The organism is Streptomyces rishiriensis, from assembly GCF_003112535.1.
In the GTDB taxonomy this organism is placed as follows: domain Bacteria; phylum Actinomycetota; class Actinomycetes; order Streptomycetales; family Streptomycetaceae; genus Streptomyces; species Streptomyces rishiriensis.
Genome location: NZ_BEWA01000001.1, coordinates 350,578 through 376,311, shown reverse-complemented (window position 1 = coordinate 376,311; position 25,734 = coordinate 350,578). Strand labels below are relative to the sequence as shown.

General features: G+C 69.1%; 16 protein-coding genes and 5 pseudogenes. 10 read left to right on the top strand and 11 right to left on the bottom strand.

What is annotated here, in order from left to right; translation table 11 throughout:
• Together Sri02f_RS41035 and Sri02f_RS01675 are read right to left on the bottom strand one after the other, a co-directional pair.
• The coding region (locus tag Sri02f_RS41035) for an enoyl-CoA hydratase/isomerase family protein (RefSeq protein WP_167467462.1) at positions 1–468 on the bottom strand (468 nt) is incomplete at its 3' end.
• 596 nt (positions 469–1,064) lie between these two features.
• Positions 1,065–2,369, bottom strand: coding sequence for a YhgE/Pip domain-containing protein (locus tag Sri02f_RS01675; protein WP_245970311.1), 1,305 nt, complete (start codon positions 2,367–2,369; stop codon positions 1,065–1,067).
• Positions 2,370–2,748: 379 nt separating this feature from the next.
• Between Sri02f_RS01675 and Sri02f_RS01670 the strand changes: the two genes are divergently transcribed.
• The 7 genes and pseudogenes from Sri02f_RS01670 to Sri02f_RS01640 form a co-directional block, all read left to right on the top strand.
• The gene (locus tag Sri02f_RS01670; RefSeq protein WP_108999232.1) at positions 2,749–3,297 is read left to right on the top strand and encodes a hypothetical protein; all 549 of its coding nucleotides are present in this window, start codon (positions 2,749–2,751) and stop codon (positions 3,295–3,297) included.
• A gap of 288 nt (positions 3,298–3,585) precedes the next feature.
• Positions 3,586–4,197, top strand: a complete 612-nt coding sequence (locus Sri02f_RS01665) for a VOC family protein (RefSeq protein WP_307721019.1) — start codon at positions 3,586–3,588, stop codon at positions 4,195–4,197.
• 321 nt (positions 4,198–4,518) lie between these two features.
• Positions 4,519–5,127, top strand: coding sequence for a DJ-1/PfpI family protein (locus Sri02f_RS01660; RefSeq protein ID WP_108999230.1), 609 nt, complete (start codon positions 4,519–4,521; stop codon positions 5,125–5,127).
• A gap of 1,235 nt (positions 5,128–6,362) precedes the next feature.
• A complete protein-coding gene (locus tag Sri02f_RS01655) occupies positions 6,363–6,785 on the top strand; it encodes an SRPBCC family protein (protein ID WP_108999229.1) in 423 nt (140 codons plus the stop codon).
• A gap of 53 nt (positions 6,786–6,838) precedes the next feature.
• The gene (locus Sri02f_RS01650) at positions 6,839–7,498 is read left to right on the top strand and encodes a glycosyltransferase (RefSeq protein WP_108999228.1); all 660 of its coding nucleotides are present in this window, start codon (positions 6,839–6,841) and stop codon (positions 7,496–7,498) included.
• 698 nt (positions 7,499–8,196) lie between these two features.
• Positions 8,197–8,377, top strand: a pseudogene (locus tag Sri02f_RS42510) (IS5/IS1182 family transposase); the annotation flags it as partial.
• 67 nt (positions 8,378–8,444) lie between these two features.
• Positions 8,445–9,200, top strand: a pseudogene (locus Sri02f_RS01640) (MFS transporter); the annotation flags it as partial.
• Positions 9,201–9,736: 536 nt separating this feature from the next.
• Here the strand turns inward: Sri02f_RS01640 and Sri02f_RS01635 are convergent.
• The 3 genes from Sri02f_RS01635 to Sri02f_RS01620 form a co-directional block, all read right to left on the bottom strand.
• Positions 9,737–12,361 carry a right-handed parallel beta-helix repeat-containing protein gene (locus tag Sri02f_RS01635; protein WP_218029828.1) on the bottom strand — a complete coding sequence of 875 codons (2,625 nt, stop codon included), beginning with the start codon at positions 12,359–12,361 and terminating at the stop codon, positions 9,737–9,739.
• 566 nt (positions 12,362–12,927) lie between these two features.
• Positions 12,928–15,648, bottom strand: coding sequence for a glycoside hydrolase family 2 protein (locus tag Sri02f_RS01625; protein ID WP_108999226.1), 2,721 nt, complete (start codon positions 15,646–15,648; stop codon positions 12,928–12,930).
• A gap of 140 nt (positions 15,649–15,788) precedes the next feature.
• Positions 15,789–16,970, bottom strand: a complete 1,182-nt coding sequence (locus Sri02f_RS01620; protein WP_108999225.1) for an ROK family protein — start codon at positions 16,968–16,970, stop codon at positions 15,789–15,791.
• A gap of 225 nt (positions 16,971–17,195) precedes the next feature.
• Between Sri02f_RS01620 and Sri02f_RS01615 the strand changes: the two genes are divergently transcribed.
• Positions 17,196–18,650, top strand: coding sequence for an APC family permease (locus Sri02f_RS01615; protein WP_108999224.1), 1,455 nt, complete (start codon positions 17,196–17,198; stop codon positions 18,648–18,650).
• Positions 18,651–18,909: 259 nt separating this feature from the next.
• Here the strand turns inward: Sri02f_RS01615 and Sri02f_RS01610 are convergent, their stop codons facing one another.
• The 5 genes and pseudogenes from Sri02f_RS01610 to Sri02f_RS01595 all read right to left on the bottom strand — a co-directional run.
• A complete protein-coding gene (locus tag Sri02f_RS01610) occupies positions 18,910–21,129 on the bottom strand; it encodes a trypsin-like peptidase domain-containing protein (protein ID WP_108999223.1) in 2,220 nt (739 codons plus the stop codon).
• Between the two features lie 20 nt (positions 21,130–21,149).
• Complete coding sequence (locus Sri02f_RS42505) at positions 21,150–21,461, bottom strand: trypco2 family protein (protein ID WP_245970338.1); 312 nt, start codon at positions 21,459–21,461, stop codon at positions 21,150–21,152.
• A gap of 180 nt (positions 21,462–21,641) precedes the next feature.
• A pseudogene (locus tag Sri02f_RS01605) lies at positions 21,642–21,939 on the bottom strand (transposase); the annotation flags it as partial.
• 219 nt (positions 21,940–22,158) lie between these two features.
• A pseudogene (locus tag Sri02f_RS44320) lies at positions 22,159–22,266 on the bottom strand (transposase); the annotation flags it as partial.
• Position 22,267: 1 nt separating this feature from the next.
• A pseudogene (locus Sri02f_RS01595) lies at positions 22,268–22,390 on the bottom strand (IS5/IS1182 family transposase); the annotation flags it as partial.
• A 124-nt stretch (positions 22,391–22,514) separates the two neighbouring features.
• On the opposite strand from Sri02f_RS01595, the gene Sri02f_RS01590 reads away from it, so the two are divergent.
• Complete coding sequence (locus Sri02f_RS01590; protein WP_108999222.1) at positions 22,515–23,165, top strand: hypothetical protein; 651 nt, start codon at positions 22,515–22,517, stop codon at positions 23,163–23,165.
• 358 nt (positions 23,166–23,523) lie between these two features.
• Here the strand turns inward: Sri02f_RS01590 and Sri02f_RS01585 are convergent, their stop codons facing one another.
• The gene (locus Sri02f_RS01585) at positions 23,524–24,330 is read right to left on the bottom strand and encodes a sensor histidine kinase (protein WP_159106647.1); all 807 of its coding nucleotides are present in this window, start codon (positions 24,328–24,330) and stop codon (positions 23,524–23,526) included.
• A gap of 315 nt (positions 24,331–24,645) precedes the next feature.
• On the opposite strand from Sri02f_RS01585, the gene Sri02f_RS01580 reads away from it, so the two are divergent.
• Complete coding sequence (locus Sri02f_RS01580) at positions 24,646–25,704, top strand: cytochrome P450 (RefSeq protein ID WP_307721020.1); 1,059 nt, start codon at positions 24,646–24,648, stop codon at positions 25,702–25,704.
• Positions 25,705–25,734: the final 30 nt, after the last annotated feature.

The window sequence follows — 25,734 nt, the reverse complement described above, 5'->3', positions numbered from 1 at the left end:
CCCCCCCCCCCCCCCCCCCCCCGCGCCGGGCAGGGCGCCGGTTCCGCACTCGAACTGACCGAAGACCGCGTTCTCACGCGACGCGAAGGTCATGTCGCAGGCCAGCGCGAGTTCGTTGCCGCCGCCGCGGGCACGGCCGCGCACCTTGGCGATGGTGATCACAGGAACGCGCGACAGTCTGTGCAAGAACATCCCGAGTGAGGCGTCACCGGGTCCGCCCGCCTTGGCCGCCTCCGCGGTGTACGGAGGGACCGCGGTGAGGTCCACGTGGGCTGAGAAGTAGTCCGGCGACGCGCTGTCGATGACGACGACGCGCACGTCGGCGGGGTCGTCGTCCAGCGTGTCGACGAGGGAGACCAGGTCACGAACGAGATCGACACCGAGGAGGTTGAGTGGGCCGGCGTCGAGGGTGGCGGACAGAACGCCGTCTTCGAGTCGAGTCCGGATCGAGGAATAGGCGAACGCCATGATGACTCCGTTGAGTGAGCCCGGTTGCGGGACTCGATTCGAGCGCGTGGCGCTTCTGCCGTAAGTCGAGGGACGACGAGCTGGAGGGATGGGTGTTCGGATGGTCGCCCTGGTGGTCCGTTTTGTGGCCGCCCGGACAGGCGGCCATACCGGGCCGCCCACTGGACGTGCGGTATGGATGTCCGAAGGGGGGTTTCCTGGCCGCCGCGCCTTCAGGACTGCCGCCGGCGGGTGAATCGCCGTGCACCGGGCTGGCGTGCGATCGCCCGGGCGCAACGACGCGGTCATGCGCACAGAGGACGCGGAGTAACTGGGCATGCGCCTGACCAACAGCATGCGACTCCGGCCACTTCGCCTGGGAGGCCGACACCCGTGCTGACGTCACTAACCGCTGGTGGGAGGCCAACTGACCCAGGCCCGGCGGACCGCGGTGCGGCAGGGCCAAAGGCTCGCACCGGCTGTTGAACGCTCCACGTGCTTGCACTCCCTCGACAGGTTGCCGCGTGTGCTGTGGGACCTGGTAGTCGCAGGTGGCCGACGCAGCTTCTTGTTCGACGGCTGTACGGTGTGCCCACTCTCGGGCGGTTCGGGGCCGATCACGCTGTCTCACCGGGTTGTGCGGAAGGCCGCGCGGTCAGGCGGTGCAGCCCTTTGCGGTCGTAGTAGAGGGTCATGGCGAACCCGAACAGCAGGGCGAGGACAACGCCGATGGCGATCATGGACCAGCCGCGGGTCAGGCCGGCGTCGGCCCGGGCGTCGAAGTAGAGGATGGATCGCACGCCGTCACTGAGTTGCCGCATCGGTTCGAACAGTGCCAGGAAGCGGTAGAAGCCCGGAACGGCATGGAGGGGAATCGTCGCACCCGAGGACGGCAGGGCCAGGGCGATGAACACGAACATGGACACCACCTGGCCGATCCCGCCGAAGGCCGCGTTGATGGCCTGCACCCCCAGGCCCACGGCCAGGCTGGCGCAGTAGGAGAAGATCCACAGCAGCGGCAGGTGCGATGCGTCCATGCCCAGAATCGTGATTGCGGCGATCATCAACAGGCTGGTGGTCAGCACGGTGATTCCCGCGGTCATGAGCATCTTCAGCAGCAGCGTCTGTGTGCGGCTGATCGGCACCGTCGGCCGCCGGGTGTGCCACGGGCCGATCTCGTTGTCCGTATAGCCCAGGCCCGCGTCGACCCCGCTGTTGATGATGTTTCCGCCCACGAACCCGGTGAGCACCAGGAGCAGGGTGAAGTAGAAGGCGCTCAGGCCGAGGCCGCTGTGCCTGCCGATGGGGTGGCCCACCCGAACGGTGACACCGATCGGGTCGCCCAGCAGCGTACGAGTCCTGGCGTCGGCGCCCTGGCTGGATGCCTGGGTCGTCAACTGCCGGCCGATGGTCAGGGATGCCTGGTGAGCCGCACGCTGGGTGATCTGACTGGCCAGGGAGGAGCCGAGGCTGCCCAGCCCGGGGTTGGTCAGGACCGTGAGGGAGGGCCGCGCCGAGGCTCGGGGCGTCGTCAGCGCCGCCACCGAAGTGGTGAAGTCGGCTGGGATGACCAGGGCGCCGTAGACCTGGCCCGACGCCAGCTGGTCCTGCATCTGCGCCTGGCTGAGCCGACGCCACTGCACGGTGCCCGCTGGGGTCGATGCGACGACCGACCGGCTCATCTGCGCGCCCAGGGCCTGTTGCTGTCCGGGCAGCGGCGGCCCCTGGTCCGTGTCGACCAGGGCGATCGGCAATCGGTGCAGATTTCCGTTCGGGTCGAGGATGCCGCCCATGTAGAGCAGCGTCAGGAACAGCGCCACCAGCGCGCACAGGATGGTCGGCACCAGCCACAACCGCCCATGACGCGCCACAGCAAATGCGCGCGCGAGCGCTTGCCGCTGCCCGGAACCTGCCGAGGTCATGGAACTCCAATGGAAATACGGCCCTGCGCTGTCGGGATTCGCCTGCGGGGGTCGGCTGTTCGCAGGAGCCACACGCCTGTGCATCAGCTGTCCGCACCCTTGGACGTAGGCGAGTAACCGCGGACCCCGTAGGGACGATAACCATCTGTCGGCAGGGCATCACTCAACGACACGGCCGATGCTCGCGTCGAGCGTGGGTGACGGCAGTCACGAAACGAATCTGCACGTCGCCCCGCATGCACCCACGGTCCCTCGCCGCCTGCGCTCGCGGACGTTCGCCGGCCGCCGGATACTCGATGCGGGCGGTATGCCTGTGCGCCGCGGCCCGGGTAAGGAAGGGTGTCATCGTTTCGGCCCTGACCGACATGGAGATTGCGTCATGCGCTCCCGAAGAAACCCGCTGACTCCCCTCGCGGCGGTCACGGCCGGCCTGCTGGCCGGGGCGGTGGGAACGGTGTGTCTGGATGCCGTCCACTACCTGAAGTACCGTCGCTCAGGCGGGACGGACAGCCCACTCGCCTGGGAATTCGCGCCGGTCGAAAGCTGGGAGAAGGCCCCCGATCCGGGGCAGGTGGCGAAGCGGGTCATCGAGGGTTTCACCCAGCGCCGGCTTCCTGAGGGGTCCGCCTGGCTCACGAGCACCATCGCTCACTGGGCCTACGGCTCAGCTGCGGGCGCCGCCTATGGCATCGTGGCCGGATCGCTGCCCAGACCTTCCCCTGTCCATGGCGTGCCGTTGGGTGCCGCGGTGTTCGCCGGTGACTACGTCACCCTGCCGATCGCAGGGCTCTACAGGCCGATCTGGCAGTACGACACAAAGGTCCTGGTCTGGGATCTCGGCGCACACGTCGCCTACGGCACCGGCACCGCGATCACCTTCTGGCTGCTCACCCGACTCGCCTCCGGCGCCGTCAGAGACAGCCCGTAGCCGCCTGCCGGCCACGGCCATGCCCATGTCCGCCACCCGCGTCTGCTGATGCACACAGTTCGCTTCGGGCCCGCTGCCCGGACACCGACAGCCCACGCGATCACGCCTGAGGGCCGCGGAGGCCCCAGGAGGCCTCGCAATGCCGGACGGAGCCGAGCGCGTGGCACGCATCGCCGCCCGGGTAGCCCAGGCCGCCGACCGGCCCCCCCGGGCGTGGCCCGCGTCCGGCGTTGCGAGTCCCGTCGTCACGGCATCTCGTACGCACCCAGGAGGTGTCAGTCAATGGACATGAAACTTGAAGTCGTGGTGGTGCCGGTGTCCGACGTCGACCGGGCCAAGAGCTTCTCCACGCGACTGGGCTGGAGACTGGACGCGGACGTCGCCCCGGACGAGAACTTCCGGGTAGTGCAAGTGACGCCGCCGGGCTCACCGGCATCGGTCATCTTCGGCACCTCGGTCACGTCCCAGGCACCGGGCTCAGCTCAGGGCCTGCACCTGATCGTGGACGACATCAATGCCGCACACGCTGAGCTTGATCGGCTCGGCGCCGAGCCGAGCGCGGTGTTCCGCGACGCCGGCGGCGTCTTCCACCACGCCGGGACAAAGGCCCGGGTGCCAGGACCGGATCCACAGCGGACCAGCTACAGGTCGTTTCTGTCCTTCAGCGACCCGGACGGCAACGGCTGGCTTCTGCAGGAGGTCATCAGCCGGCTTCCGGGACGCCTCGATCCCGCGACCACGACGTTCGCCTCTGCCGAGGACCTGGCGAGCGCCCTGCGCCGTGCCGCGGCCGCGCACGGGGAGCACGAGAGCCGCATCGGTGCGGAGGACGAGAACTGGCCGGACTGGTACGCCCAGTACATGGTGCGCGAGCAGGCAGGGACCGAACTGCCGTCGTGATGGCATCGCTCTGCAGGAGACCGGGACCGGCTCCTCTTCACAGTCGAACGTCGCGGCGGAGGAGGACGAGGCACTTGCCGTGGACGCGACCGCCCTTGTCCGCCGACTGACGCATGCGTGCAGCCGGGCCGGAGGGCCTCGGGGAGCCGGGGGAGGGGCGAGGATCGCCTGATCGGTCCGGGAGCCGTGCGTCGGGACCTGATGTGGGCAGGCGCTCGAGCGATGGTCGGCAGGCCACCGGCAGCAGATTGGCCCTCGTCCGGAACGGGCGGCCCCGGGGAGACTGCTGATGGCGCGGATGCCGTACGTGAAGGAGTTGCGATGCAGGTAGCGGTGGTCACCTTCGACGGGTTCAACGAACTCGACAGCTTCATCGCTTCCGCGCTGATCAACCGATGCCGCGGGGATGGCTTGGAAGCGCTCATCACTACGCCGACACCCGTGGTCACGTCGATGAACGGCGTCGAGGTGACGGGGCAGCGCCCGATGGAGTTCGTTACCGAGGCCGACGTCGTGCTGATCGGCAGCGGCGTGAAGGCGCGAGAGGTGGTGGCCGACGAGCAGCTGATATCCGAGCTGCGGCTCGATTCGTCGCGCCAGCTCATCGGCGCCCAGTGCTCCGGCGCTCTGGTGCTCGCCCGCCTGGGGTTCCTGGACGGCATGCCGGCGTGCACGGACAGGAAGACCCGGCCCTTTGTCGAAGCTCGCGGCATCCCTGTGCTCGACGAGCCGTTTCACGCAGAGGGGAACATCGCCACGGCGGGCGGTTGCCTGGCGTCCCAGTACCTGGCCACCTGGGTGATCACTCGCACGCTCGGGGAGGACGCAGCACGCGACGTCCTCGACTACGTGTCCCCAGTCGGCGAGAACCAGGAGACGATCGAGCGCGCCCTGCGCGCTGTCCACTCCGCCGAAGGCGCACTCGCCTGACGCCCACGCGATCGTGCACGGCGCGGTCGCAGGCGCCACCGTCACTGCGATCGGCCCATCGGGATACGGAGCGGCTGACCACTCCCGCCCAGGATGGACCGATGCCAGGAGCTTGCTCAGGGCCCAGGCGAAAGAAGGCCCCCCGTGGACGATCCTGTGCGGGGCGAGAAATGTGGAGTGGGCCCCGGTGTGGCGGCTGTCCGGGGACCAGCTGAAGAAGCCGGCAGCTGGTGGATCGGAGTATTCGGCACGCGTCGGCACCGGGCTGCGACATCGCGAGCAGTGAAGGACCGGCCGTCGTGCCACGGCCGTCGAGGCGACGTACTCGGACGGACGGCCCGTGGCAGTGGTCGGCGGCGCGACTCGGCAGGCCGAGCGGCACTGTTCTTGGCCCGAACGTCTGAGCCGGTGTACCTGAGCCGGTGTACCTCCTGGTCCGAGGAGGCGATCTTGAGCATTCGATGGTCGATGTCGAGCTGTCTGATCGACGCGATCACCGCCGACCCGAGGGTCCGTGTGCAGGTACCAACAGGTACCAACGGGGGTGGTCGGTATGCCCGCTGACTCCGGGATCACGGGACTCGATGCAGTGGACCGCACGAGCCGGCGGCGCTCCATCGTGGCGGTCAGCGCCGTGTTCGTGTTCATCGGTGCCGCACCGCGTACGGATCGGCTCGCGCAGCAGCCGGCGATGGATCCCGACGGCTTCCTGCTGACCGGACGGGACGTCGCTCTCCCGGCTGACCACCGCATGCCGCTACCCTTCGAAACCAGCATGCCCGGCGTGTTCTGTGTCGGTGATGTACGCAGCGGGAGCGTGAAGCGAGCCGCCGCTGCGGTCGGCGAGGGATCCGCAGCAGTGCGGGCTTGTCTTCGATCGACGCAGAGTCCACGGGGCCGAGGTTGTGTGACGGCCGGCACGGGGACTCGGTGGCAGTCCAGGACGATGTCGACTCCCAGGTCCCGACCGGGCTCCGCGGCCAGTCGCTGTGATCAGCCCGCCTGCGGCAATGCCCGCCTTCCTCACTCCGCGAGACCACGCCGGTCCCGGACACGACCACACGGGTGCGGGCTCGCAACCTGCTGGTGCAGAGCGCTGGGCAGAGGTGCATTCTGGAGGAAGTTGGCCATTCCGGCCATTGCGGACCGGCGGCGGCGAAGTGAGCCAGGCACGCGAGAAACGAAACACCGAAGGCGCCGGCAGGCCGTGGTCATCTCGAACCAGGGAGCAATTCATGCCATCCCTACACTTCCACGTGAACTCCTCGATGAGCCCGGACGAGGTGATGGGTGTGCTGACGAACTTCACCCCATCCCGTGTCGAGGAGTGGTCGTCCATCGATGCCGAGCACTTCCAGGTTCACGAGCGGGGTGAAACCTGGGCGGAGGTGACCGAGGGGAACGGCAAGTCGTGGGAGCGTGCACGCTACGAATGGGACCCTTCGGCGAACAGGGTCACCGTCACCACTCGTGACTCGGTGCCCTTCGGCTCGGGGGGCTGGCAGTTCCAGATGACTCCCACGGACAACGGCACCCGCGTCGACGTCAGACTCGAGCGGCACCCCACCTCGTTGAAGTCAAAGGTGATGTCCTCGATCATCCCCTTCGCCGGGCCGGTGTTCCGCAAGTCCTTCAGGGAACCTCTGCACACCACGTAGTAGCGCGGTCGCTGAAGACGCACCCTCGCCGACATCTCCGAGGGGATCCGCTCATGACCACGGCGAAAGACCTGTTCATGAGCGTCATCGACCCGCGAATGGAAGCGGTCGTCGTCGGCAGCGACCTGCCCGGCCCCGTCCGGCCGGTCGCGGACGCGGTACGCGACGGCGACCGGCCGTTTCCCGTACGGGTGCTGTACGAGCCGACTCCCGGGCTGAGCGCGGGCCGCAACCGCGGGATCTGCGCGGCCCGCGGCCGGTACAGCGCCATCACCGACCCCGACATCACCTCTGCCTCCGGCCGGCTGCAGGCCCTCGCCGACGCCATCGAGGAGGAGAAGGTTTTCGCCGTCGGGGGCCGCACCACCGTGCAGCATCCGGGCGGTCAGGCCGTGGCCCTGACGAAGGCGCTGCGGGAGTGCCACGGCACGGTGGACTGGCCCGGAGGCCGGGAACTGGCCGTGTGGCCGTACTGGGTCACCGGCTGCAATCGGCTTTTTCACCGTCAGACCGCGCTGGACATCGGCCTGTTCCGAACCGATCTCGGACGCCGGGGCCGGTGGATGGCCGACTGCGAGGACCGGGAGTTCATCGACCGGGCCCGCCAGGCCGGCCACCAGATTTTGATCGAGCCGACCGCGATTGTCTCCCACCCGGTCTACCGCCCGGAGACGACCCTCGGGTACTTCGTCCGCCAGACCATGCGCACATGACGTTCTCCGGCCACTGTTGCTCCTGCATCTCCCGCTCCTCGTCCCGCGATGGACATCAAGACCGTGCACGCGCATGCTAGAAGAAGGACTTTTTTACGCTCGAATTGCCGGGTTGTTCGTACGCCTTCCGCGCCAGGTCAAGTGTGACGAGGTGCCGTTTGATTGCTGCTCGCGAACTGGGAAGGTTAAGTCGACTTGCAGAAAGGATCGTCTGATGCCTATCGGATTGACCCCAACGACTCTGGACGTAAACGCCACGGATCAGAACGGGAACCAGGTAACTAGGTTCGGCTTCACAAGGTTTGATGATGGCGGTAATCCTGTGGAGGATTTCTGGTTTGATCACATCCATGGGGACGACGGTCCTGGGGTAGTCACGTCGGATCCTTTCCAGAGCCTGTTTGCTCCACAATCCGGCGATCAAGGTGCGTTGTCATTGCTGGACCTACCAGATGCAAGGCTACTCACACTGACAGACGAAGAGGCGCCACCCACCATTCCGCAGCCAGAGTGGCCTGTGAAGCTCTTCCTGGGTGGGTTCGTATTTGCACAATGGACCCTCGACTTCAATGCGCCAGTTGACTCCTTCGATCTCGACGGTCGGTGGGCAAGGCCGCCTCAGCCGTAAAGGTCCGATGGCGGAACTGAGTAGCACCGCATCCCGTAAGCGATTTCAAATGAGGGATGGTCTTGGGCCCGTGGCTGGTGTGATCACGGCGTCGGGGCCGTCTTGGACAGCCCCGTTTCACCGGGCTGAGTCCGCGCATCTTCGGCAAGTTGGTGAATCAACTGTGCCGCGAGGGCACCGGGACGCCGGGCCGTGGTCGGCCCTGGAAGCTTCCGCTGCAGGACCGGGTGCCGCTGGTGGTCGCGTACTGGGGGCACCTCGGATTCGCGCCGTGGGTGACCACGGTCCACGAGCCCCAGTTGGGCCAGGCGGCCGATCTCCGCCGTCCCCCTCGGCTCCGTACTCGGCGTGCCGGCCGGCACCTTCATCGGCGACCTGACCGGACGGCGCACCGCGTTCGTCGCCATGGGCGGCCTCACCGTCGCCGTGCTGATCATGCTGCTGATTGTCATGCCGCCCCTGCCGCCCCGTCAGACGACTCGCCTGACCGTGCTGCGCGGCATGCTCAACAGCGTCGCCACCCGCTTCGCGCTGCTGCTGACCGTGCTGGTCGTCCTGGCGCACTTCGGGACCTATACCTACGTCACCCCATTCCTCGAGCAGGTCACCAACGTCAGCTCCGGGCTGCTCACCGTCTTCCTGCTCATCTACGGCGTGGCGGGCATCCTCGGCAACTTCCTGGGCGGCTCATTGGTCACGCGCCACCCGCGCGCCACCTTGGGTGCCGCCGCCGGCATGATCGCGGTCGCCACGTTGCTCCTTCCCGTGCTGGGGCAGTGGAAAGCCGGAGCCATCGCTCTCCTCGTCGTCTGGGGCGTGGGCTACGGGGCCGTTCCCGTCTCGTCCCAGACCTGGTTCACCAAGGCGAGCCCCGACACCCCCGAGGCTGCGTCCGTCATGTTCACCGCTTCCTTCCAAGCCACGATCTCCCTCGGCGCCCTGCGCGGCGGCTTCGTCGTCGACGCCGGCTCGCCCCCGACGGTCATGACCCTGGGCGGCATGACAGCCGTACTCATGGTCATGGCCGTATGGGCCCACTACGCCCGACACTTGACCTGGCCGGTCAACGATTGATCCCACACGGCCACTTGTGACCCGACCGGCACGCCCCGGACCCGGCCGAACCGCGTACGGCCGGGGCGGCCGATCTGGGATCCTCACCCAAAGCGACACCGAAGTCGTCCTTCGCGCCTATCTGCAGTGGCGCGCGGACTTCGTGATCGGGACGCGTCCAGGCCGGCAACGCGCGGCGTAAGCCCACCTTCGGCACACGACACAGCGCCGCGGCCCGGCCCCGGGGCCGCGGCCTTCAAGAACACCTCACCGTCGCCCTGTAGAGCCCCGACGACGTGCCGACCGGGGAGTCTGTCTCGCCCGGGATGTAGTCGAAGTTGGGGGTGAGCGTTCCGAGCATGCTTTTCCTCACCGTCGAGCCGACGTGAGCGGTCTCATGAGTGCCCTCCCCCGACGCCCACCCGTGGAGGTGGGCGTACCGGGTTCGGACACGGGATCAGTCGGTTCCGGCAGCAGCCTCAGGTCGAGGGCCTGTCCTCGACCGTCGGCGGAAGCGGCCGGCGTCGGGCTGCGGGGTCCTGGACGGCTTCGGTGGGCTACCCGGCGGTCGTGGTCCCGCTGACCGTGGCCGCGGGGCCCGTGCCCGCCGCCGTGACCGCGGCGACCGTGACGGTGTAGGCCGTGCCGGGCTTCAGTCCGCCGATCACCCGGAACATGCCCTTGGCGGAGGGCTGGGTGACCAGGACGTCCCGGCCGGTCACCGCGATCGGGTCGCGTCCGTCGGAGACGGTCACCCGGTATCCGATGATCTTCGCGTCACCCGTACCGGTCGGCGGGGTCCAGACGAGGGTGGCGGCCGTGGCCGCGGTGCGCAGCTTCGGGCTCGTCGGCGCGGCGGGCAGCGCGCTCGCGGCCGTAGGTCTCAGCGGCGCCGAGGCGAGCGAGGGAGCGCCGGTGCCCTGGCCGTTGCTCGCGGCGACGGTCACCGTGAAGGGGCCGCCGCCCGCCGGCAGTCCGCCGATGCGCAGCAGGGCGGTGCGTTTGAACTCGGCGGCGCCGACGGACTGTTGGGCTACCTGACGGCCCGCGGGGTCGTACGCCCGTGCCGTGTAGCCGGTCACCGGCGAACCGCCGTCCGCGAAGGTGGGGTTGAAGGTCACGTACAGCGCGTCGGCCCCCGCCGTGCTGGTGCCGACCCGGGTCGGCGCCTCGGGCACGGAGACGCCGCCGACGCGCAGGGTCAGCAGGTGCCGGTAGGCGGGTTCGAGTCCGGCGTTCGCGAGGACGTCCGGCGGTGCGTCGGACAATCCGGCCATGATCTTGTTGCCGCGGGTCACCAGGCCCTTGTTGTCCCCGTCGGCCGTGCCTTCCTCCCACCAGTTGTCCTTGATCAGGGTGGGGTCGTTGTTGCCGAGGCCGTCGCGGTAGTCGGTGTGCCGGGAGGCGACGTTGGCGTAGGAGGCGCGGTAGAGGACATTGCCCTCGACGGTCTCGTAGGTGCAGCCGTTGTCGGTGTAGACGCTCTTGCCCAGTCCCCACTGGTCATGGATGACGTTGCCGGTGACTTTCTCACCGTCGGTCAGGGAGGTGCCGGTCAGGCCCTGGGTGTAGACGCCGCCGCCGTCGTCGAGCAGTTGCATGTAGTCGAAGACCAGGTTGTCGCGTACGACGTTGTCATGGCTGGGATTCGGGGTCGCGGGTTCGCCGATCTTGTCGGGCCAGCCACCCCAGCCCATCGAGATCGCCGAGTAGGCGACGTGGTCGATCTGGTTGTGGGCGATGGTGGTGTGCTGGGTGTAGCCGTTGAGGATGCCCACCCCGCCGTGGTACTCGCGGGGCAGCCCGTAGAGGTGGTTGTCCGTCACCCGCACGCCCGACGCCGGGGTCTGTCCGTCCACTCCGCCGATCTCCAGCCCGTTGCCGGACACGTCGGTGAAGACACTCCCGCTGACCGAGGAGTCCGCGCTGCCGGCGGCCAGTTCCAGTCCGGAGGCGCCGAGATGGGCGAAGACGTCGTCGGTGAACTCCACGCGCTGGTCGTGGGCGAAGGAGACATTGCCCGGCATCCTGGTCCAGGAGGCGAACGGGCAGGTTCCGCCCTGGACGTACTGGCACAGACCCTGTGTGGCCCAGCCGTGGTCGCCGGTGACCGTGTAGCCGGCCTGGATCTCGGAGAAGCCCTCCGGCCGGGACGGAGTCAGCCAGGTCGCGTAGCTGAACCGGATGCCGCGGAAGGAGATGTCATGGACGGGGGAGTCCGCGGTGCCGCGTCCGTCGAGCAGTTTCTCGGCCGCGGCTGCCTCGACGTCGGCGCGGCCGAGGTCCTCGCCCTGACGGGGAAGGTAGTAGACCGTGTGGTCGCCCTTGTCGAGGTACCACTCGCCGGGCTGGTCGAGGAGTTCGTAGGCGTTCTCAACGTACGACGGCTTGCCGCCGTTGGTGAGGCGGCCGGGGCCGACCATGCTCACCGTGCGGCCGGGGATGTCGGGGAACTCGACCCGCTTGTTGGAGTTGTCCCAGCAGGGCTGCGCCATGGTGATGGCGGTGCCGTCGGCGGAGGCGATCGGGCAGCGCGGCTCGGTCCACTGGCCGAGCCCGTTGCGTTCGATGTTCCACAGGGCTTCGCCGCTGGTGTAGACGAACTCGGCGTCCTCGGGGTGCTTCCAGTGGGCGAGGCCGTCGGAGGAGGCGGTGTAGCCGGTCGCGGTCTGGGTCAGCGTGACCGGCACGGCGCCGCGGGCCCGCTGGGCGCGTACTCCGTCGACGTACAACTGCCGAGTGCCGGTGAGTCCTCGGGGAGCGGGAGCGGCCCACAGGCCCTTGTGCCCCGGGGCCCGGTGCCATCCGGCAACCCGGAGCCCGCCGCTGATGACCGAGTCGCCGACGCCCTGCCAGATCACCCGGTGCCCGTTCGCCCCCGAGTCGCGGGCGTCCAGCACGAGCGGGCCGGTACGGCGATAGGTGCCCGGCGCGAGATGGACCGTCAGGTCGGCGCGCATGCCGGCGACCCGGCCCCGCACCACGTCCCGGGCGCGGTCCAGCGTGCGGACGGGGTGCCGGGCGCTGCCGTCGGCGTGGTCGTCGCCTCGGGGTGCCACGTAGACATCCGCGGATGCGGCGGGGCCCGGAGTGGCGAGCGAGTGAGCGGCGAGCGCCGGTGGGCCGAGGGTCAGGACGGTGGATACGAGGGTGACGAGGGCGGCTCTGCGGCGCGTGGGCATAGACCCCTCCCGTGGGATCACCGGAACTCAACCCAGGGAAAGGTAGGACCACTTAGATCTCAGGTCAATACAGACTGCGGCATTACGGGCCACGGATCGACGTTTCTCGATAATTCATCGGGCCATTTCAGTCGAAGCGAAGGGCGCCCCGGGTCTGGAAGGGGGGTTGGTCGGAGGAAACGATGCCGCCATGTCCGACCAGAACACCCTCGGCTTGCCGCAGGATCCGGGCTTTCGGCAGGAGAGGCCTGAGGCCCCGCCTCAGGTGCCGTTCATCGGCCACTCGGGCTGGCACGAGTCTCGGTGTCCGAGTCTTCCGCCGCCTGGATGGCGCGGTGGGCGACCATGGGGGACGGGTCGACGCGGGCCGTTCTGCGGCAGTACGAGCGCAGCAGTCCGTGGGGGTCGGCGGCCGCCACCCCGCGCTGCCTCGCCGGGCCGGGCCGGGAACACCCTTGCGGTGGTGGGCGCGCACCGCGAGAGACACCGCTCGTCATCGACGACACCGGGCCCAACGTGACCTGAACCCCCACGGGGGTGGGCCGGGCCGGCCCACCCCCGTCGGATCAGGCCGCCGGAACCGTGCGCTCCGGTGTGTTCCACCCGGAGACCCGCACCCGCGGCTGGGACCCGTGCAGATCGGTCGTCCGGTACGTGGCCGTCAGGGTGACCGACTCGCCGGGCCAGAGACCGACCTCGTTGTCGGACCACCGCACCGGCAGCACCGGCTTGCCCGCCCCGTCCACCAGGTGCACGTCCGTCAGCAGCGACGGCGTCCTGCCGCCGTCCGTGTTGCGCACGGTGACCGTCGTGGTCGACGTGTCACCCGACGAGGTCGTCGACGCCGTGGCAGACACCGGCGCCTGCGCCATGGCGCTCAGCCCCTTCAGGTCCGCGTAGCTCGTCGTGGGCGTGTAGTACCAGTCGGTGTTGTCCCAGTCGAGCGTGTCGGGCTTGGTGGAGAGCCAGTAGACGTTGCGGCTCACCTCCTTGCCCGTGGAGTCGCTCAGGACGAGGCGTGCGAGGTACGTCGGCGACAGACCGCTCACCGAGGAGGGCAGCGTGAGCGCGGTGCCGCGCGCACCGTCGCCGCCGACCGTCACTCCGGTGACGGTCTTGTCGTACTTCTGCGTGCCGTCAGTGCTGAAGAGCGTGGCGCGGGCGGTGAGGCCGGACGCGGAGGCGTGCCGGTTGTTCACCACGACGACCGACCGGTCGTCGTAGGAGTACTGGACGTGCAGCGGCTCGTTCGCCTTCTTCGCACCGAAGTACGCGCCGCCCTGGTCGAGGTAACGGTCCATCAGCTGCCAGTGGAGCGAGGTCCAGCCGCTGTTGAACATCCAGTAGACAACCCCGGTCGACGGCTTGGAAGAGTCGCTGGCGTTGCGTCCGTACGCCTCGAACTGGGCCCGGACGTTCTCGTACTGGGCTAGCTGTGCTTTGCGTACGTAGTCGGTGAGGCTGCTGGGGGCTCCGTAGCGTTCGGTCAGCGCGTCGTCGTAGAGCTTCAGGGTGCTGAAGGTCGACGACGGCGACCGGTGGTACTGCTTGGCGCTCGGGTTCTTCCAGAGGGTGTCGAGTTCTGCCGCGCTCATCATGCGGCGCAGTGTGTCGAGTGTGGGGATGTCGGGACCCGCGCTGGTCTCGGAGTTGAAGCCGGTGGCGCCGCCCTCTCGCTTGGCGTACCAGTAGTTCGGCGGGATCCAGTCGTAGGGGCCGGACATCTTCATGCCTGAACGTCCGCTGACAGGTGAGGATGTGTCGGAGGCGGCCGCGACCACCGGGGTGGGCCAGTCGGCGGCCTTCAGTGCGTCGAGGTAGGTATTCTCGGTGGTCGCGTCGGGAGCGAAGTCGCTGCCGATGAGGAAGGAGATGACGCTGGGGTGGTCACGCAGCCGGGCGGCCTCGGCGGCCATCGACGCCCCTGCGACCGGGTAGTCCTCGGCGGTCCACTTGTCGCCGGGCTCGCCGCCGTTGACGTTCCCCTCCCATTTGTCGCAGCACTCCCAGCCGGGCAGCGTGAGGATGCCGTAGCGGTCCGCGAGGTCGAAGAACTCGTCCGGCTCGATGTGCCCTTCGAGGCGGACGGTGTTAAGGCCGAGGTCGAGCGCGTACTTCAGGCGGTCCTCGGCGTATGTCCTGTCCCAGCGAAGGTACTCGTCGGGCGACCAGCCGCCTCCCCTGATGAGCAGCTTGCGTCCGTTGACGCTGTACTGCCGGGCGCCGTCGGAGTCGAGGGGGGCCTTCACGTCGCGGATACCGAAGTTCTCGTGCGCCGCGTCCGAGACGATGCCGGCGACGGACGCGCTGAGGTCGAGGGCGTACAGGGGTTGCCCGCCCATTCCGGCGGGCCACCACACCTTCGGCGAGGCCAGTCGCAGCCCGGGGACCTCGGCCGGAGCGAAGGTGACCGTCTTGGTCGCGTGGGCGGCCAGGAACACGGACTTGCTGAACGAGATCGCGCCGATGCTGCCCGAGACGGTGGTCGTGACGGGCGAGTCCGAGTCGTTGCGGGCCCGGGCCTTGACCGTCAGGTCCGCGGTGGAGAGGGACGGCACATCGAGTCCGGTGACGACGTGCGCGTCGCGCAGGGCGACCGGGCCGCCGCGCCGCACCAGCACATCGCGGACGATCCCCATGTTCTCGTCGGGGGGCGGCTGCAGCCAGTCGATCCAGCCCATGGTGAGGTTCTTGCGGGGGTCGTTGCGCTGGATGCGGAAGGCCACCGTGTTGGTGCCCGGGCGCACCAGTGAGGTGACGTCCAGCTCGTGTCGGGTGTACGTGCCCGCCATGTCGGCGGCCTTGGCGACCTGCTGTCCGTCGACGTAGACGTCGGCCGCCGAGATCACCCCGCTGAAGTCCAGATACGTGCGCTCGGAGGTGTCGGCGACCGTGAAGTCCGACCGGTACCACCAGGGAACCTGGAAGTCGGCCTTGGGGATCTGCCGCTGGTTGGTCGAGTAGAACGGATCGGCGTATTTCCCGTCCGCCAGCAGCGCCGCGAGCACCGTGGAGCGGGAGCCCGCCGGATACCAGCCGCTCGCCGGATACCCCGGGGAGGAGACGGCCGCCGCGGAGTCGGTGACCTTCGCGGTCGACTGGATGGTGTAGCCGGACAGCGCGGTGGCACTGCCGGCGCGGGAGGCGACGGCGGTGGTCTGCGTCCGGTAGCGGGGCGGTGCCGCGTCGCGGGCACCGGCCCACGCGCTCGTGGAGAGCGTACAGAGCAGGCCCAGGGCGACGGCTGCCGTGGCGAGGCGGGTTCTGGCGGCAGGGCGGTGGAACACGTCTGTCTCCTAGAGAGGTGGGGAGCATCCGCGCTACGGCACTGCAGTTCAAGCGTTCAAGTTAGGAAACTTTACTAACCAGCCTCAAGCTAGGGGGCCGGGCGAGACGTGTCAATCACCTTTGCCGGTATGCGAGTTGGTCAGGACGCCGATCGGCGCTCGAACACCACGTCCCGCGCCGTCCCCAGGGCCGTGGCCACCGCGCCCAGCAGCACCGCGTCCTCGCCGAGCCGGCTGGGCACGATCTTCGGCCGCAGGGGGGTGAGCGCGCGTAGGTTCTCCCGTACGGGCCGCAGCAGCAGGTCCACGCTGTGCCCCACGCCCCCGCCGAGGACCACGAGATCCGGGTCGAGCACGGCCGCGGCCGCCGCGACCGTGTGCGCGATCCGCTCGCTCTCCAGCTCAACCGCCTTGACCGCGGCGGGATTTCCCTGCCGGGCCGAGTCGAAGACCGCCTTGGCGGTGAGCTGCCCGGTCATCCCGAACCTACGCGCCGACTCCACGACCGCCACTCCCGAGACGGCGTCCTCCAGCGTCCGGAGCCGCTGCTGCCCGGGCCACGGCAGGAACCCGATCTCCCCGGCACCGCCGTGCGCCCCGGAGAACACCCGGCCCTCGCTGACCACGCCCATGCCGAGCCCCGTACCGATCATGATGTACGCGAAGAGCCTGCTGCCCGCGCCGACGCCGTACGTGTACTCGCCGAACGCCGCCAGATTGGCGTCGTTGTGGACCTCCAGCGGTACGCCCAGTTCCTCACGCATCCGGTCGACCAACCCGGCCCGCCCCCAGCCCGGCAGATGCATCGCGAAGCGCACCCGCCGCCGCTCCGCGTCGTACACGCCCGGCGTGCCCACCACGGCGTGGGCCACCTCGTCCTGGGCGACACCGGAGTTCGCGACCACCTGCCGCGCTGTGGCGACCACGAGATCGGCCAGGCCTCCCGAGGAGCGGGCCCGGTTGCGCACGTCCGCCCGGGCCACCAGCTCGCCGTCCAGGTTGGCGACCGCCACGCGCAGCCAACCGCGCCCGATATCGATGCCGAGCGCGTACCCCGCGGACGGGTCCGGGGCGTAGAGGACGGCGACCCGGCCGCGTTCCGGCGCGTGCGTGCCGACCTCGCGCACCAGGCCCGCCTCCGCCAGGGCCGCCAGCGCGCTGGAGACGGTCGGCTTCGACAGGCCCGTCTCCCGGGCGAGTTGCGCGCGTGAAGCGGCGCCGGCGGAACGCAGCCGGTCCAGGAGCAGGCGCTCGTTGGTGCTGCGCAACCGCTGACGGTTCCACGGCTGATCCGGCTGCTCGGCGACGTCGCTGGCGGGCATCGCACCATTCTCACGCATGTGGGACACCCTCTTGACGCATCTAGTAAGGCTCCTTAACTTTATCGCCCAAGCGAGAGTCAGTGCCCGAGAGCCGGCTCTCAGCCTCGCCGGGTGAGCCAAGGGGAGCCCTGCGTCGGCCGGATACCTGCCGCCCTTGATCCGTCGGCCGCCGAGTGGCGTCGGTCGGCCCGTCGCACCTCTCCCGCGTCCGCTTCAGGAGGACCCATGTCCGGTAGCCCGCCACCCGAGGGCGGCTTCGTCCGCCGTGTCGGCCTGTTCCAGGCCACCACCATCAACATGAGCCAGATGTGCGGCATCGGGCCGTTCGTGACGATCCCGCTGATGGTCACCGCGTTCGGCGGCCCGCAGGCGGTGATCGGCTTTCTCGCCGGTGCGCTGCTGGCCCTCGCCGACGGCCTGGTCTGGGCCGAACTGGGCGCGGCGATGCCAGGCTCCGGCGGCAGCTATGTGTATCTGCGCCAGGCCTTCCAGTACCGCACCGGACGGCTGATGCCGTTCCTGTTCGTCTGGACGGCGATGCTCTTCATCCCGCTGATCATGTCCACCGGCGTGGTCGGCTTCGTGCAGTACCTCGGCTATCTGGCACCGGACATGGGCAAGACGACCGGCGATCTGGTCGGCCTCGGCATGATCCTGCTGGTGATCGTCCTGCTGTGGCGGGGCATCGAGCACATCGCCCGGATCACGGCCGTGATGTGGACCGTCATGATCACCTCGGTCCTCCTGGTGATCGTGGCCGCGGCCACCGACTTCAGCGCGGACCTGGCCTTCACCTACCCGGCGCACGCCTTCGACCTCACCAGCAACCACTTCTGGCTGGGCTTCGCCGCGGGCCTGACGATCGGCGTCTACGACTACCTCGGCTACAACACGACCGCGTACATGGGCGCCGAGATCAAGGACCCGGGCCGTACACTGCCCCGCTCCATCATCTTCTCCATCCTCGGCATCATGGCCATCTACCTGCTGCTGCAGATCGGCACGCTCGGCGTCATCGACTGGCACCGCATGAAGGACGCGGGCGACATCGCCTCCACCTCCGTCGCCTCGGCAGTCCTGGAGGAGACCTGGGGCAGGGGCGCGGCCGACACCGTCACCGTCCTCATCCTGATCACCGCCTTCGCCTCCGTCTTCACCGGCCTTCTGGGCGGCTCCCGGGTACCGTACGACGCGGCCCGCGAACGGGTCTTCTTCCGCCCGTACGCCAAGCTGCACCCCAGGCACCGCTTCCCCACGCTGGGCCTGGCCACCATGGGGGTGGTGACGGCGATCGGTTTCCTCATCGGCCGCCACACCGACCTGGCGACGCTGATCCAGCTCCTCACCACGGTGATGGTCCTCGTCCAGGCGCTCGCCCAGATCGCCGCGGTGACGGTCCTGCGCAGGCGGCAGCCGAACCTGCGCCGCCCGTACAAGATGTGGCTGTATCCCCTGCCCAGCCTGCTCGCCCTGGTCGGCTGGCTGGTGATCTACGGCTATGCCGACAAGAACTCGCCCGGCCGCCATCCCATCGAATGGTCGCTGGCCTGGCTGGCGCTCGGCATCGTGGCGTACGTGCTGTGGGCGCGCTTCGAGAAGGTCTGGCCGTTCGGACCGAAGGAGATCACGGAGGAATACCTCACCGCGCCGGTCCCGGACACGGAGTCCGCACAGGCGTGAGGGAGGGGCGGGCGTGCGGGTGCCCGTGCTCGGATCGCTCGTCTGGGGGCGCGTGGCCGGCTGGCGACTTCGTCCGCTACCTGGCGGACTTTTGCCATACTGATCTGTCGCCGCGAACAGGGCGATTGGCAAGAACCTGAGGAAGAGTCACTTCCGACTCTCGCACGACAAGGCGAACGCCGTCCGTTACGGAGCCGGTGCGCGGGCGGTGGTAGGGGTCGCTCGGAGGCTCCTGAGGTCTCTCGAACGCGCATTCAGCTCACCATTCGAGGCCGCCCAGGTCGTCCGGGCTTTCTGGGCCTTCCCGGAAGTCCGGTGGTTGGTTCGGGCTGGTGTCGGGGGGGAGGGGCTCGTCCAGGGGGCCCTCGACAGTGAAGCCGAACGGCTCGATATCGGGGTCGAGCAGAGCCGGTGGAGCGGCATCGGGTCCAGGGAAGGGCGGTTCTTCCGGTCCCCGCGTGAACCACTCGGGAAGTCCGTAGCCCAGAGCGTCCGCGATGTGGCGTGCGAGACCGGTCAGGCCGGGACGGTGGGAGGCGCCCAGCAGCAGGGTTTCCAGACCCGCTTGGCGCTGGTCCCGGCTCAGTCCCGGAGCCGTGAGGATGGAGCGCGTCAGCCCCGGATCGTCGTGCTCGGCGGATTCGATCAGATGGGCGGACAGGGCGTGCGGGCCGAGGCGGCCCCACTCGGCGTCGTGCGAGGGGTAGAGGGCGCGCAGGAGGCGGTGCAGCGGCCTGAGCTGGTCGGGCCTCGGCTGGTCGTCCCCCCAGTGTCGGTAGTGCGCGCTCCGGCCCGCTCTGAGCGCGGCCGCCGCCTCGCGCACGTCCCGGCCGCCGCACAGCGTCTGCGTGACGACGAGCGTGCGCAGCAGTTCCAGGGTCTCGCGGTCGTCAGACAGTCCGAACACCCCGGCGCCGCGCATCCAGTACCGCTCCTCCCTGGCCAGGACGACCTCAAAGGGAGACGCCGGTGTCGCGCGGCCGGAGGCGGCTCCCTCGAACGCGGTGATCGCGGCCGCGCACGCCGCGAGGCTGAGGGAGAACGGATCCGTCGGCGGACGGTCGGGAAGATGCTGGTAGATGGCCGATTCAAACAGAAAGTTGAGCGGATCTTCTCCGTACAGCCGCCGTACGAAGGCATGGGCGGCATCGGACAGGGACACCGTCGGGTCGTGGTCGCCCGGCTCCAGCGGCCCGATCCGGAGAGTCTTGTCGCCGTCGGCGCGGAGGCCTGCGTGCTCGCACTGCCGCATGGCTTCGTCGTGGAACGGCTCCGCGACCCGGGACAGCAGAAGCAGCCTCACCGGGACCCGGTCGCGGCCGTAACCCCCCAGTGCCCGCAGGACCAATCTCAGCCACGCGGGCCGGGTCTCGGCGTAGTCGATCACCAGCAGAATCGGACGGGCGCTGGTGGTGAGGGGGTGCAGGGCCGGTGGGGGCGAGGCGCGGGGTGGTTCGGTCCGCAGGAATCCGGTGACCCATTCGTCGCCCAGGCACTGCGCCAGCTCGACGGCCAGCCTCGTCTTTCCGGCGCCCATCGGACCCGTTACCGTCATGAAGTCGAAGGGGCGCGGCGAATCGGCCCATTTCCTGAGGTGGTGCTGCTCCGGGCCGCGCCCGATGAACGGCACTGTTCGGATGCGCGGATGGAGGAGGTAGGAGACCGACGGCCCGCCCTCGTAGGGCGTCGTCAGGGCGCGCGGGCCGGGACGGGGAGGCGCCTCCAGCAAAGGCTGCAGCTCGACGGATTCAAGAGCAGGTACCTCGCATTCCGGCCCGCACGGCGCCCTGAGCGCGGAATGCGGGTCGACCGATCCAGGTCTGGGCGACTCGCACCCCGTCCCGCACAGCGCCGTCCGGAAAGAGGCGTCCCGAAGCAGCAGAGCTACGGGTACGGCGTTGACCCGCGCCGCGTGAAAGCCGTCCGGGACGCTGCGTACGACAGCGATGAGCAGCGGACCGCAGAATACGGCCGCGCCGGACATGCCGCTCCAGTCACTACGGCGTTCCAAGGGCGCCAGCTGGATCTGGTAACGGGAGCTGAACTTCAGGGTCGACGCGTCGACCGTTCCAGAGACGCCCATCGGCTCCCGCCCGTGCGGTGTGGCCTGCACCTGGGGAAAGCCGATCACACCGCAACCGGCGGGGTGCTGCGGATCGGCGCCGGTGAGCTCGCCGTAGCGGACCGGGGAGGTGAACGAACGGTCCGTGGACACCGCCAGCAGTGCAGCGTCCAGACACTCGTCGTGCCAGATCACGTAGGCCTGTACCCAGTCGGCGCCCTCCACCATGAACCTGACCTTCGCCGCCCGGTCGCGGCGTGAATCACCGTTCCTCACTACGTGGCCCGAGGTGAGCACAAGGCCGGCATCGACCTCGTACCCTGATCCGTAGGAGCCGTTTTCGCCCAGGACTTCGGCGACTGACGCCGCGTCGAAGGTCACGCCTCTCCCTCCCGTTTGCCGGTCTCCCCTAGTCATGGCCCCGGCCAAGCCGCGTTTCAGCGCCCTCCCGGCCGACGCAACTGATCCCGGCGCACGCGATCCCTCACCGGCAGCTCCCCACCGTCCCTGTCTGTTACGCGGAACCGGACGGTGATGTGCTGGGCACGGGTCCCAGCCGACTCGCCCCCGGCGTCGGCCGACAGCACGAACGCCTTCGCCCCGCCGCCGGCCCTCATGCTGCGACGCAACTCGATGGCGAAGTCGAGGACCACCTCTTCCGGAACGAACCTCACATCGCTGCCCACACCCTCGTCCCTGGCGCCGGCGAGCCCAGCGCGCACCGCGGCGATCGCCTCCGATAGCTCCATGCCGTCCGACTCCATGCGGTCCCCCGCCCCCGTCCACGACCGGTCCGGTCCTGCTGCCCATTGTGCGGATACACGCCGCGGGCGCCAGAGGGCGTCTGAGGCCAGATGACCGTCAGTCGCAGCAGAGCGCCGAGCGTCGATGCCGAGGGCACCAGCGGAAGCCAGACCGTGATGATCCGGCCCGACAATCCGGTCGTAGAACTCAAGCGCGATCCATTTGAGCCGGGCGAAGACGCCGAGTCGTATCCACTCATCGCGGCGGTTGCGGATGGTGGTCGCCGAGCGGGTCGTGTCGGAGATCGCCTGGTAGGAGCAGCCGAACCGCAGGAGCTGCGGCAACTTGTCGAACACGATCCGGTCGCTGCCGGCGGCGGTGGCAACCCAACGGATGGGATGGATCGATCGTAGGGTGCTTGGGCAACAACGCCGCGAATTGGTCCCACAGCGGGTCGGTCAGCCATGAAGGAAGAACGGGCACAGGTCTCCCACTGGTCACAGAGCGTCCCAACTCCGTGATCACCGAGACCTGGCCTGCCTCGATGCCGGCGCTCCCCATGCCGCCCATCTGCGCGAGCTCTGAATCTAACGGCGAATCCGACGATCACGAGGGCCACGTCAAGTGGCCGACAACGCTGTGGAGTTGGAGACCGTGGAGCCTGTCGAGAAGGGCCTGTCCGGGCCGCCCGTGTCCGTGTCGGATGAGCCCTTCCAGGGCGGACTCCAGGACCCGCTTGGTCAGCTGCTGCAGCAGCCCGCCCTGCCCGGTCAGCTGCAGTCCCTCTCACCGGGCCCGCTCCACCAGCATTGCCCGAGTAGAACGGCCGGTCGGCCGCGACCCGGTCGATGGGCAGCAGGGTGCCGTCGGGCAGGACGAACGCCTTCCTCGACGCGGTGCGGGCGGCTTGCTCGAGCGTGGGTGCCAGGGCTGCGAAATGGTTCGAGCCCCGGGAGCCCGCGCCCGTCGGCTGAGGGCTACGGACCGTCAGAAGTCGTGCCCCCCATTGGCCCGGATATGGTCGGGGCGCTCTTGCGGACCGGTCCTACGCTGGAGGCATGGCCACCGATCCCTTGCTGAGACAAGGCCCCGACTCGACGGATCTGGTCCTGCGCGCCGGCCCGGTCGGATCGGCGTGGAACGCGTTGACCTCGGCGGGGGCGGCGCTGTTCACTCCGTTAGTCCTGGGCGTGCCGACCCTGCTCGTCGCCTTCTGGATGGCGCTGGCCGGGGCGCGGGCGTCGACCGTGTTCGTGGTGGTGGGAGTGATCGCCGGGCTGGAGTACCTGATCGGCTGGCCGGTGTTGGCCTTTTCCAGGGCCCGCGACATTCTGCGGGTGGAGTTCGCGCCGGCCGGGGTGCCCGCGTCCCTGCGGTTGGTTCGGGCCGCCGGGCCGGATGGCTGGCTGCCCGTCAAGGCCCTGCGCGAGGTGCGGCTGACGCACAAGGTGGTGGAGCCGTACCAGGGGGACTACAAGCCGGCCGTCTCCACGCTTGCGCTGGAACTCGTCCTGCGGGGCGTCCGGGAGCAGCTCGCGCTCCCGTTCGGGGGCGACCCGCAGCGGCTCGCCGACGCGCTGGAGGCCCTGCTGGGCCCGGCTGGGATTGTGGTGGAGCTGCGCACCGAGCGCAGCACGCGCGCTCGGCCGCAGCCCAACTCCGGCTGGACCTCCGGCGGTTCGGCCTCGGCCGGCTCGGGTGGCGGCTGACGCCGGGCTGCGTCCCCTCCTCGCTCCCGGCTTCGAGAGGGAAGACCGGGGCCATCTGCCATGACAGACGGTCACCGGAAAAACATGACCCGACAGTCCCGGCATCTTTGCCCCGCAACGACCGGCCTTTTGCTGACCGCCCTGGTGACGGTCGCGAGCGTTCCACCTCGGTTACGACTCACGGTTGTCGGCCAGGTCACGCTGGATGATCCATCGGTTCCCATCCATCCGGCGGGCGCTCGCGGGGAGTCGGGGGGCCGGCCGGGTGGCCTGCTCCACGGGGCCGCCGGCGTGGTGGGTCATGCGCGCCGCTCAATGGGCAACAGGTCTCCCGTGCCTTCGAACGCCACGCTTCAGGTCAGCGCGGCCGGGGCACCACGGCGCGCGTTCCGCCGCCGTCGGTCTCGGTGAGCGTGATCCTGGCGCCGTGCGCTGTGGCGATCTCCCGGGCGATGGGCAGCCCGAGTCCGGTGGAGCGGGTGCCGTGTCCCCGGTCGGCGTCGAGGCGGACGAAGCGGTCGAAGACCCGCTCGCGTTCCTCGACCGGGATTCCCGGTCCGTCATCGCCGATCTCGACCCGGATGGCGTCCGGTTCGGCCCCCGCCGTGAGGGACACCCTCGTCCGTGCGTACCGGGCGGCGTTGTCGATGAGGTTGCGGAAGAGCCGGGAGAGGTCCTCCGGGTTGCCGGTCACCGTGGTGTGCGCCGGGACCGTGAGCTCGGTCTCCAGGTGCGGCGCCGTGGTGGTCGTCCGGATCTCGGCGAGCAACGCGGACAGGTCGACGGTTTGCCGGCGCGCGGCCGGCTGTCCGGCGTCGGCCCTGGCCAGAACGAGGAGCTGGGAGATCAGCGCTTCGAGGCGTTCGGTCTGCCGGGCGGCGCGTGAGGCGATGTCGGGCCAGGGCGCGCGGTCGGGGTGTGCGAGTCCGACCTCGAGGCCGGTGCGGATGGCCGTCAGGGGGCTGCGGAGTTCGTGGCTGGCGTCGGCGAGGAAGCGGCGTTGCCGTGCGGCGGAGTCGTCCAGCCGGGCGAGCATGTCGTTCATGGTGCGGGCCAGGTGGCCGATCTCGTCGGTGCCGGGCTCGGGGACGCGCTGGGACAACTCGGTGGCAGTGATGGCGGTGGCGGTGCGAGCCCTGCCCATCAGCCATCGGTCATCGGTCATCGGCCACAGGGTGGGCAGATCGCTGGAATCGAGCCCTTCTCTTTGACTGGATATGGACAATCGCTTTCCGGCCGGGTGATGCGAATATATTGGTATCGATCTTCCGCCGAGTCGTGACGACCTGCGGAAACCACTCATCCTCCCGGAGGAAAATTGTCTCTGGAGAACAGTGCAGTTATGCCCGGCGCGCCCGGCGACCCGTTAGTCCCGATGCATTGTCCGCGCGTAAGTGAACCGCTGGGGCCGCCCTTTCTTTCCCGGTTGGGCACAGGGACGCCGGTTTGGGTGGTCAGGCGCCACGCGGACGTGCGCCAGATGCTCGCCGATCCGCGGCTGAACAGAGCTCATCTCTTTGCTGCCGACGCGCCCCGACTCACGCCTTATCCAAACCTGCTGGACAACCCGGATATTCTGAATAATCTGGACGGAATTGAGCACCAGCGGCTGCGTCGCACGGTGAGCCGGACCTTTACGCCCCGGGCTCTTGCCCGATGGCGGCCCTGGGTTTCCTCGGTGGTCGACGAGCTGATCGATCGGCTTGTCGAGAGCGACCGGCCGGTGGACCTCATCGGCGGCTTCGCCCGTTCGTTACCCGTCGCGGTGTTCAGCCGGCTGATGGGCCTCGACGGTCTTGACAACAAGCGTCTGGCCTACTGGGGTGACCATGCCTTCGCCGCTGCGGCCTTTCCGTCCCATCAGGTCCAGGAGGCGTTGACGGACTTCATCGCCTTCGGCACCGAACTGGTGGCGCAGCGTCGTGCCGATCCTGGCGAGGACCTGGTCAGCACGCTGGTCCAAGCCGCCGACGAGGACGACGAGGTGACGGAGCAGCAGATCGTCTCTCTGGTCATCCTGTTGGTGATGGCCGGGCACGAAGTATCGACCACTGTGTTCGGCAACACCCTGGTCTACCTGCTCACCGACGGCCGGGCCACCTGGCGCGAACTGGGCAGCGACGAGAGCAAGGCCCCGGCGGCCGTCGACCAGCTGCTGCGTGGCATTCCGATCAGCGACCGGGATGTGCTCCCGGGATTCCTGCGCCGTGCGGTGGAGGACGTGGAGATCGGCGGGGTGGTGATCCCGGCGGGCAGCGTGGTCGCGGCGGACACGATGTCGGCCAACCTGGATCCCGAGGTCTACCCGGAGGACTGGCGGGTCGAGACCTTCAGTCCGCTGGACACCCCGCATCTCGCCTTCGGCGCCGGCCCGCACTACTGCCTGGGCGCCTGGTTGGCGAGGCTGGAGATGGAACTCGCCCTGCACCGGCTGCCCAAGCGCCTGCCCGGACTACGGCTGGCCGTGCCCCTGGAGGCGATCGAGTGGCGCGAGGGCCTGCTCACCCGCAGCCCGCAGAACCTCCCGGTCACCTGGTGAGGCAGCGGTGAGGCAGCGGTAAGGCAGGTG